General features: G+C 72.0%; 8 protein-coding genes. 2 read left to right on the top strand and 6 right to left on the bottom strand.

The genetic code is table 11. The annotated features are described in order from the left end of the window. Positions 1–25 precede the first annotated feature (25 nt). The 5 genes from pgl to tkt form a co-directional block, all read right to left on the bottom strand. Positions 26–814: a 6-phosphogluconolactonase gene (gene pgl, locus BI06_RS15080; protein WP_030394964.1), complete on the bottom strand. Its 789-nt coding sequence runs from the start codon at positions 812–814 to the stop codon at positions 26–28. Continuing rightward, complete coding sequence (opcA, locus tag BI06_RS15075; protein WP_030394963.1) at positions 811–1884, bottom strand: glucose-6-phosphate dehydrogenase assembly protein OpcA; 1074 nt, start codon at positions 1882–1884, stop codon at positions 811–813. The genes pgl and opcA overlap by 4 nt, the downstream gene beginning before the upstream one ends. Further along, positions 1881–3428, bottom strand: a complete 1548-nt coding sequence (gene zwf / locus BI06_RS15070) for a glucose-6-phosphate dehydrogenase (RefSeq protein ID WP_043469612.1) — start codon at positions 3426–3428, stop codon at positions 1881–1883. The genes opcA and zwf overlap by 4 nt, the downstream gene beginning before the upstream one ends. Before the next feature lie 67 nt (positions 3429–3495). Then, the gene (gene tal / locus BI06_RS15065) at positions 3496–4635 is read right to left on the bottom strand and encodes a transaldolase (protein ID WP_030394961.1); all 1140 of its coding nucleotides are present in this window, start codon (positions 4633–4635) and stop codon (positions 3496–3498) included. Between the two features lie 91 nt (positions 4636–4726). Beyond that, positions 4727–6823, bottom strand: coding sequence for a transketolase (gene tkt, locus BI06_RS15060; protein ID WP_043468574.1), 2097 nt, complete (start codon positions 6821–6823; stop codon positions 4727–4729). 507 nt (positions 6824–7330) lie between these two features. Here tkt and BI06_RS15055 point away from each other — a divergent pair. Next, on the top strand, positions 7331–8272 hold the full coding sequence (locus tag BI06_RS15055) for a heme o synthase (protein WP_030394959.1): 942 nt from the start codon (positions 7331–7333) through the stop codon (positions 8270–8272). Positions 8273–8353: 81 nt separating this feature from the next. Here the strand turns inward: BI06_RS15055 and BI06_RS15050 are convergent, their stop codons facing one another. Beyond that, on the bottom strand, positions 8354–8995 hold the full coding sequence (locus BI06_RS15050; protein ID WP_043468572.1) for a DUF2461 domain-containing protein: 642 nt from the start codon (positions 8993–8995) through the stop codon (positions 8354–8356). A gap of 72 nt (positions 8996–9067) precedes the next feature. Here BI06_RS15050 and BI06_RS15045 point away from each other — a divergent pair, with 72 nt between their 5' ends. Then, the gene (locus BI06_RS15045; RefSeq protein ID WP_043468571.1) at positions 9068–9406 is read left to right on the top strand and encodes a hypothetical protein; all 339 of its coding nucleotides are present in this window, start codon (positions 9068–9070) and stop codon (positions 9404–9406) included. Positions 9407–9429: the final 23 nt, after the last annotated feature.

The following is a 9429-nucleotide window of genomic DNA, read 5'->3' as shown; positions in this document are numbered from 1 at the left end:
CGGTGTTCGCCTACGACCTCTGGCCTCAGGCCGAGGCCGGGGGGTACAGCTGGGGCGGCAGCCGGTCCGCGGCGGCGCGGTCCAGCAGCCACAGGGTGCGGCCGGTGCCGTGCGCGCCGGAGGCGGGCGCCTGGAGCTCGCCCGGGCCGGACAGGGCCAGCGCGACCGCGTCCGCCTTGTCCTCGCCGGCCGCCAGCAGCCAGACCTCGCGGGCGGCCCGGATCGCCGGCAGGGTGAGCGAGATCCGGGTCGGCGGGGGCTTCGGCGCGCCGCGCACGCCGATCACCGTCAACTCGGTCTCCCGCACCCCGGGGTGCTCCGGGAACAGCGAGGCGACGTGGGTGTCCGGGCCGACGCCGAGCAGCAGCACGTCGAAGGCGGGGACCCGCAGCCGGTCGGCCGGACCGGCCGCCTTCGCGAGCTCCTCGGCGTAGCGGGCGGCCGCGGCGTCCACGTCCGAGCCGTCGACGCCGTCCGAGGCGGGCATCTCGTGCACCCGCGCCGGGTCGAGCGGGACGGCGTCCAGCAGCTCGGCGCGGGCCTGGACGGCGTTGCGCTCCGGGTCGCCGGAGGGCAGGAACCGCTCGTCGCCCCACCAGAGGTCCAGCCGCGCCCAGTCGATCGCGTCGCGCGCCGGGGAGGCGGCGATCGCGGCCAGCAGGGCGTTGCCGTTGCGTCCGCCGGTGAGCACCACCGAGGCGGCGCCGCGGGCGGCCTGGGCGTCCACGATCCGGGTGATCAGCCGGGCCGCGGCCGCCTGGGCCATCAGCTCCTTGTCCCGGTGGACGACCAGCTGCGGGGTGGCCGCGGTCATGCGCCCGCCTTCTTGGCGCCGCGCTTGGCGGCGCCCTTGCGGGCCCCGGCCTCCGGGGCGGTGGCGGCGGCGGTCTCCTCGGCCACGGCCTCGTCGACGGCCGCGGCGGCGCTGGCGGCCGCGGCCGCCACCTCGGCGGTGTCCCGCTCCTTGAGCCGCTCCACCGGGGTGCGGACGGCCACCGCGTAGATGTCGTCCGGGTCGAGCCGGCGGAGCTCCTCGGCGATCAGCTCCGAGGTCTCGCGCCGCTTGAGCGCCACCTGGCGGTCCGGCGAGCGGGGCATCGAGAGCGTGCCCAGCAGGCCGTCCGGGCGGTCCAGGGTGATGTCCCCGTCCGTGGTGCGCAGGTGCACCGCGGTGATGCCCGGGCCGCTGGTGACGACCCGCTCGACCGGCACGTGCAGCCGGTTGTGCAGCCACAGGCCGAGCAGCTCCACGCTGGGGTTGTACGACTCGCCCTCGACCACCGCGGAGGTGATCGTGGACGGCCGCTGGTCCAGCGCGGCGGCCAGCATCGAGCGCCAGCCGGTGATCCGGGTCCAGGCCAGGTCGGTGTCGCCCGGGGTGTAGCTCTGGGCCCGCTGGGCGAGCTGGCCGACCGGGGACTCGGCGGTGACCGCGTCGGTGATCCGGCGCTGGGCGAGCGCGCCGAGCGGGTCCTGCGCCGGGTGCAGCGGCGCGTTCTCCGGCCACCAGACCACGACCGGGGCGTCCGGCAGCAGCAGCGGCAGGACGACCGACTGGGCGTGCGCGGCGAGTTCGCCGTGCATGCGCAGGACGACCGTCTCGCCGGAGCCGGCGTCGGAGCCGACCAGGATCTCGGCGTCCAGACGGGTCTCGGCGCGGGCCCGGGGCGAGCGCCCGGCGCGCTTGATGACCGCCAGGGTGCGCGAGGGGTGCTCGCGGGAGGCGTCGTTGGCGGCCCTGAGGGCGTCGTAGGCGCTGCCCTCGTCGGTCACGATCACCAGGGTGAGCACCATGCCGGCGGCCGTCGAGCCACTGGCCCGGCGCGCCTCCATGAGCGCTGCGTTGATCTTGCTGGACGTGGTGTCCGTGAGGTCGGTCTTCATGGCCGGCGCCAGCTCCTGCCGTCTCGTGCGAGCATCTCGTCCGCCTCGGCCGGGCCCCAGGTGCCGGCCGCGTACTCGGCGGGCTTGCCGTGGGCGTCCCAGTACTTCTCGATCGGGTCGAGGATCTGCCAGGAGAGCTCGACCTCCTGGTGGCGCGGGAAGAGGTTGGCGTCGCCGAGCAGCACATCGAGGATGAGCCGCTCGTACGCCTCCGGGGAGGACTCGGTGAAGGACTCGCCGTAGGCGAAGTCCATCGTGACGTCCCGGACCTCGAAGGAGGTGCCTGGCACCTTGGAGCCGAACCGCACGGTGACGCCCTCGTCCGGCTGCACCCGGATGACCAGGGCGTTCTGCCCCAGCTCCTCGGTCGCGTAGGAGTCGAACGGCAGGTACGGGGCACGCTGGAAGACCACCGCGATCTCGGTGACCCGGCGGCCCAGCCGCTTGCCGGTGCGCAGGTAGAACGGCACTCCGGCCCAGCGGCGGTTGTTGATCTCCAGCTTGATCGCCGCGTAGGTGTCGGTCTTGGAGTCCGGGTTGATGCCGTCCTCGTCGAGGTAGCCGCCGACCTCCTCGCCGCCCTGCCAGCCGGCCGTGTACTGGGCGCGCACGGTGTGCTCGCCCAGGTCGGTCGGGAGCTTGACGGCGCTGAGCACCTTGAGCTTCTCGGCCACCAGCGCCTTCGGGTGGAAGGACGCCGGCTCCTCGATGGCGGTGAGCGCCATCAGCTGGAGCAGGTGGTTCTGGATGACGTCACGGGCGGAGCCGATGCCGTCGTAGTAGCCGGCCCGGCCGCCGATGCCGATGTCCTCGGCCATCGTGATCTGCACGTGGTCGACGTACGACCGGTTCCAGATCGGCTCGAACATCTGGTTGGCGAACCGGAGCGCCAGGATGTTCTGGACCGTCTCCTTGCCCAGGTAGTGGTCGATCCGGAAGACCTCGTCCCGGGGGAAGACCTCGTGGACGATCCGGTTCAGCTCCTGGGCGGACTCGAGGTTGTGGCCGAAGGGCTTCTCGATGACGGCGCGGCGCCAGGATCCGCTCGGCGGGTCGGCCAGCCCGTGCTTCTTGAGCTGCTGGACGACGGTCGGGAAGAACTTCGGCGGCACGGACAGGTAGAAGGCGAAGTTGCCGCCGGTGCCCTGTGCCTGGTCCAGCTCCTCGATGGTCTCGCGGAGCTTGTCGAAGGCGTCGTCGTCGCCGAAGTCGCCCTGGACGAAGCGCATGCCCTTGGCGAGCTGCTGCCAGACCTCCTCGCGGAAGGGGGTGCGGGCGTGCTCCTTGACCGCGTCGTGGACCTCCTTGGCGAAGTCCTCGTCCTCCCACTCGCGGCGGGCGAAGCCGACGAGCGAGAAGCCCGGCGGCAGCAGGCCGCGGTTGGCCAGGTCGTAGATGGCCGGCATGAGCTTCTTGCGGGAGAGGTCGCCGGTGACCCCGAAGATGACCAGGCCGGACGGCCCCGCGATGCGCGGGAGCCGCCGGTCCGAGGGGTCGCGAAGCGGGTTGACGGGTGCCGACGGGAGGTCGTCCGCGTCCTGCACCGGGGTCAACTCGGGGAAGTCAGTGCTCACTTGATGGGCTCCGCTTTCGTGCGCCGTTCGCAGGGGGTCACTTCTCGTCGGCGAAGGAGGCGAGCGAGGCGGTGACGGTGTCGAGCAGCTCGTTCCAGGACTGCTCGAACTTCTCGACGCCCTCGTCCTCCAGCACCTGGACGACGTCGTCGTAGTCGACGCCCGCGGCGGCGATGGCGTCCATCACGGCCTTGGCGTCGGCGTAGTTGGGGACGATGGTGCCGCCGGTGACCACGCCGTGGTCGTCGGTGGCGTCCAGGGTGGCCTCGGGCATCGTGTTCACGGTGCCGGGGGCGACCAGCTCGGTGACGTAGAGGGTGTCCGGCAGCGCCGGGTCCTTGACGCCGGTGGAGGCCCAGAGCGGACGCTGCGGCTTGGCGCCGGCGGCCTCCAGGGCGACCCAGCGGGCGCTGCCGGCGCTCTTGCCGTCGACGCTGCCGAAGACCTCCTCGTACGCCTGGTAGGCGAGGCGGGCGTTGGCCAGCGCGGCCTTGGAGCGGAGCTCCTTGGCCTCGCCGCCGACCTTCTCCAGGCGCTTGTCGATCTCGGTGTCCACGCGGGACACGAAGAAGGAGGCGACCGACTCGATCTGGGAGAGGTCCAGGCCCTTGGCCTTGGCGGCCTCCAGGCCGGTCAGGTAGGCGTCCATGACGGCCTTGTAGCGCTCCAGCGAGAAGATCAGCGTGACGTTGACGCTGATGCCCTTGCCGATGACCTCGGCGATCGCGGGCAGGCCGGCCTTGGTGGCGGGGATCTTGATGAAGACGTTCGGGCGGTCGACCAGCCACCACAGCTGCTTGGCCTCGGCCACCGTCGCGGCGGTCTCGTGGGCCAGGCGCGGGTCGACCTCGATCGACACCCGGCCGTCGCGGCCGTTGGAGGCGTCGTAGACCGGGCGCAGCACGTCGGCGGCGTCACGGACGTCCGAGGTGGTGATCATGCGGACGGCCTCGTCCGTGGTGACCTTGCGGACGGCGAGGTCCTTCAGCTGGCCGTCGTAGGAGCTGTCGCCGCCGCCGATGGCCTTCTGGAAGATGGTCGGGTTGGTGGTCACACCCACCACGTGCTTGTGCTGCACCAGCTCGGCGAGGTTGCCGCTGTTCAGCCGCTTGCGGCTGAGGTCGTCCAGCCAGATCGCCACGCCTTCGTCGCTGAGGCGCTTCAGTGCGTCGGTCATGGTGCTTCAGTCCTTACGTCTTTTGCTGCTGTGGGGTGTGTGGGGCGGACCGGGGCGCCGATGTGCGGTCGGCGCCCCGGCCCGGGTGCCGCTAGCGGTTGACGGCCTCGAGCGAGCGGAGGGCGTTGTGGGCCTCGGCGACGACGCGCTCGGCGGTGATGCCGAACTCCTCGAACAGCACCTGGTAGTCGGCGGAGGCGCCGAAGTGCTCCAGCGAGACGATCCGGCCGTGGTCGCCGACCAGCTCGCGCCAGCCCTGGGCGATGCCGGCCTCGACCGAGACGCGGGCCTTGACCGACGGCGGCAGCACGCTGTCGCGGTAGGCCTGGTCCTGCTCCTGGAACCACTCGAAGGACGGGACCGAGACGACGCGGGTGGCGATGCCCTCGGCCTCCAGGACCTCGCGGGCCTTGACGGCCAGCTGGACCTCGGAGCCGGTGCCGAGCAGGATCACCTGCGGGCTGCCGGTGGAGGCCTCGGCCAGGATGTAGCCGCCCTTCGCGGTGCCCTCGGCGGAGCCGTACACCGTGCGGTCGAAGGTCGGGACGTTCTGGCGGGTGAGGGCCAGGCCGACCGGGCCGGGGTGGGTGGTCTGGCGCTCCAGGACGGTGCGCCAGGCGACGGCGGTCTCGTTGGCGTCGGCCGGGCGGACCATGGCCAGGCCCGGGATGGCGCGCAGCGAGGCCATGTGCTCGACCGGCTGGTGGGTCGGGCCGTCCTCGCCGAGGCCGATGGAGTCGTGCGTCCACACGTAGGTGACCGGCAGCTTCATCAGGGCGGCCAGGCGGACGGCGGGGCGCATGTAGTCGGCGAAGACCAGGAAGGTGCCGCCGAAGACGCGGGTCCTCCCGTGCAGCGCGATGCCGTTCATGGTGGAGCCCATGGCGTGCTCGCGGATGCCGAAGTGGATGGTCCGGCCGTAGGGGCTGGCCGACTTCAGCGGGTTGCCCTCGGGGAGGAAGGAGCTGTCCTCGTCGATGGTGGTGAGGTTGGACTCGGCGAGGTCGGCCGAGCCGCCCCACAGCTCCGGGATCACCGCGCCGAGGGCCTTCAGGGTCTCGCCGCTGGCCTTGCGGGTGGCGACGGCCTTGCCGGCCTCGAAGACCGGGACGGCCTTCTTCCAGCCCTCGGGCAGCTCGCCGGCCGTGATGCGGTCGAACTCGGCGGCGCGGTGCGGGTTGGCGGCGCGCCAGGCCTCGAAGGACTTCTCCCACTCGCCGCGGACGGCCTTGCCGCGCTTGACGACCAGTCGGGCGTGCTCGATGACCTGGTCGCTCACCTCGAAGGCCTTCTCCGGGTCGAAGCCCAGGACCTTCTTGGTGGCGGCGATCTCGGCGCCGCCGAGCGCGGAGCCGTGGGCCTTGGCGGTGTTCTGGGCGTCCGGGGCCGGCCAGGCGATGATCGTGCGCATAGCGATCATCGACGGGCGGGAGGTCTCGGCCTTGGCGGCGGTGAGGGCCTCGGCGAGCGCGGCGACGTCGATGTCGCCGTTGGACTTCGGGGCGACGCGCTGGACGTGCCAGCCGTACGCCTCGTAGCGCTTGAGGACGTCCTCGGAGAACGCGGTCTCGGTGTCGCCCTCGATCGAGATGTGGTTGTCGTCGTAGAGCGCGACCAGGTTGCCGAGCTTCTGGTGGCCGGCGAGCGAGGAGGCCTCGGCGGAGATGCCCTCCTCCAGGTCGCCGTCGGAGACGATGGCCCAGACGGTGTGGTCGAACGGCGACTCGCCGGCCGCGGCGTCCGGGTCGAACAGGCCGCGCTCGAAGCGGGCCGCCATCGCCATGCCCACGGCGTTGGCGATGCCCTGGCCGAGCGGGCCGGTGGTGGTCTCGACGCCGGCGGTGTGGCCGTGCTCGGGGTGACCGGGGGTGCGGCTGCCGGCGACCCGGAAGGCCTTGAGGTCGTCGAGCTCCAGGCCGTAGCCGGAGAAGTAGAGCTGGGTGTAGAGCGTCAGACTGGTGTGCCCGGGGGAGAGGACGAACCGGTCACGGCCGGCCCAGGCCGGGTCGGTCGGGTCGTGGCGCAGGAAGCGCTGGAAGATCAGGTAGGCGGCGGGGGCCAGCGACATGGCCGTCCCCGGGTGTCCGTTGCCGACCTTCTGAACCGCGTCCATCGCCAGGACGCGGGCCGTGTCGACGGTCCGGTCGTCGAGGTCCGACCACTCGAATGCATTCGGCGTCGTGCTCACCCTGTCTCAGGGCTCCTTCCGTTGTGAAGAGTGACCCCGTGAGGGACCGGGTCGGCCACGTCGCTGGGGCCGGACGCTGGGTGGTGCCGGTCACGGAGGGTAGATCCCGCTTCTGTGGGCGAGCCTACCGTCCGGCCCGGGGCTCACCCTCCGTGGTGGGACAACCCAGGCATGTTGGCAGTCATTCCCCGGACATTTCGTGGACGACCGTGCGACCGGAGGCCCGGTCCCTTTGTCCACCCTCGCCCGGATCCGTCCGGTTCGCCTCTCCGGCGCGCGGGACGGGGGACCGGCGGTCCGGCGGGCCCGGGAGCGGCGTCGCGGACAACGTTCCTGGTGGGGGCGGCGGGGGTTCACCCGGGGGTGTGCGTTCCGCCCCGCCGGGGCACCCCGGGGCCGGTGGGGAGATATGGAGCGTCTAAGGTGGCGTGGTACGCGCAGAGCGGACGATTCGGGAACAACGTTCCGGTGGCCGCCTGTGAGGATTCATCTTCAGTTGGGGTGTTAGTGACCGCCGTCGAATCCCGTCCCGCCGGGGTCACCGGGGCGACGCCTGCGCACCGGCCGTTCGGGGCCCGTGCCGGCGCCTTCGTCGCACTGACCAAACCGCGGATCATCGAGCTGCTGCTGATCACCACGGTGCCGGTGATGTTCCTGGCGGAGCGCGGGGTGCCGAACCTCCTGCTGGTGCTGAAGGTGGTCATCGGCGGTTACCTCTCGGCGGGTGGCGCCAACGCCCTCAACATGTACATCGACCGCGACATCGACGCGGTGATGTCCCGCACCGAGCGCCGCCCGATCGTCACCGGCATGGTGTCGCCGCGCGAGGCGCTGGTGTTCGGCATCGCGCTCGGCGTCCTGTCGACGGTCTGGCTGGGCGTCCTGGTCAACTGGCTGTCCTCGGCGCTGGCGCTGGGCGCACTCCTCTTCTATGTGTTCGTCTACACGCTGGGGCTGAAGCGCCGCACCGCGCAGAACATCGTCTGGGGCGGCATCGCCGGCTGCATGCCGGTCTTCGTCGGCTGGGCCGCGATCACCAACTCGCTCTCCTGGTCGGCGCTGGTGCTGTTCCTGGTGATCTTCTTCTGGACGCCGCCGCACTACTGGCCGCTGTCGATGAAGGTCCGTGAGGACTACGCCCGGGCCGGGGTGCCGATGCTGCCGGTGATCAAGGGCAACCTGGCGGTGGCCAAGCAGATCGTCGCCTACTCCTGGGTGATGGTGGGGGTCTCGCTGCTGCTGTGGCCGCTGGCCGACACCAGCTGGCTGTACCCGGCCGCCGCGGTGGTGCTGGGCGCCTTCTGGCTGAAGGAGGCGCACGCGCTGTACGGGCGGGCGAAGTCCGGTGTGGTCGGCGCCAAGCTGAAGGAGATGCGGCTGTTCCACTGGTCGATCACCTATCTGACGCTGCTGTTCGTGGTGATCGCGGTGGACCCGTTCGTGAAGTGACGCGGTGACGCAGATGTGAGGAAGGGCCCCGGTCGATTCGACCGGGGCCCTTCGCGTTCCTGGCGGCGGGGCGGACAGGCCCTAGCGGTCGGGCAGCTCGGAGGGGCCGACGTGGCCGTCCAGCCAGTCCTTGAGCGGCTGCGAGGCGCGCAGGAACCCGGTGATCCGCTCGTACGCGGCGCGGGTGCCCAGCCAGGGCTCGGGGGCCCACTCCTGCCAGGCGATCAGCCCCTTGTGGCGGAGCAGTCCGATCCGCGGGTGGTCCTTGGGGTAGCCGCGCGGGGCGGACTTCAGCGAGTCCCGGCCGACCACCTCCGGCCCGGCCCGGCGGACCCGGTCGGCCACCCGCTCCAGCTCGGCGCCGGAGACGTCCTCGGCGACCGCGGTCCGGTAGCGGTCCAGCTGGTCGGGGGCGAGCCGGTACAGCCCGTTGCCGCAGGCCAGGCCGTCGGCGGAGAGCTGGACGTAGCCGCCGGCCGCCAGATGGGCGCCGATGTGCGTCTTGTACGGGGACTTGTCGGCGCTGAACCGCACGTCGCGGTTGGGCCGGAAGATCCTGCCGGGCCCGAACTCGGGTTCCAGCTCGTCCAGCAGCCGTTCCATCGGCTCCCGGACGGCCTGCTCGTACCGGTCCTTGTGGGACTGCCAGAAGGTCTTGGAGTTGTCGGCCTCGAGGTGCTCGTAGAAGTCGAGCGCCTCGGCCGGCCAGCCGTCGAAGGTCACCCCACCAGTATGTGGCCCGGTGCACACGGCGCTCCCGTCGCCAGCTCTCCTACCGCTCGGTAGCATGCGGGCATGAGCAGCGCAGAGACCGCCATCCCCGCCGCGCCGGACGCCCGTGCCGAGCGTCGTGCCAAGCGCATCGCCAAGCACCTGACCGCCTTCGCCGCGGCGCACGGCGGCAGCGCCGACGGCGTCGTCGAGTACGTCGGCGCGGTCGCCACCCGGATCGTCGTGGTCGGCGCCGACGGCGCCTGGGGCGACCAGGTCGCGCCCAGCTACGCGGTCGGCCGCCGGGCCGCCGAGCTGGCCGGGGTCACCCTGCACGAGAACTTCGAGGGCGAACTCGGCCTGAAGGTGCGCACCGGCGCGTACGAGTGGAAGCGGATGGCCGGCATCCAGATCGGCGGCTGAGCCCGCCCCCTGTCACACGCAGC

The organism is Kitasatospora sp. MBT66, assembly GCF_000710405.2.
In the GTDB taxonomy this organism is placed as follows: Bacteria; Actinomycetota; Actinomycetes; order Streptomycetales; family Streptomycetaceae; genus Kitasatospora; species Kitasatospora purpeofusca.
Note: the sequence above shows the minus strand (reverse complement) of the source record. Positions and strands in the feature narration are given on the sequence as shown.

Excerpts from the sequence above, each read along its gene's own strand:
- pgl (WP_030394964.1), bottom strand. The coding sequence starts at position 814 with ATGACCGCGGCCACCCCGCAGCTGGTCGTCCACCGGGACAAGGAGCTG.
- opcA (WP_030394963.1), bottom strand. The coding sequence starts at position 1,884 with ATGAAGACCGACCTCACGGACACCACGTCCAGCAAGATCAACGCAGCG.
- tal (WP_030394961.1), bottom strand. The coding sequence starts at position 4,635 with ATGACCGACGCACTGAAGCGCCTCAGCGACGAAGGCGTGGCGATCTGG.
- BI06_RS15045 (WP_043468571.1), top strand. The coding sequence starts at position 9,068 with ATGAGCAGCGCAGAGACCGCCATCCCCGCCGCGCCGGACGCCCGTGCC.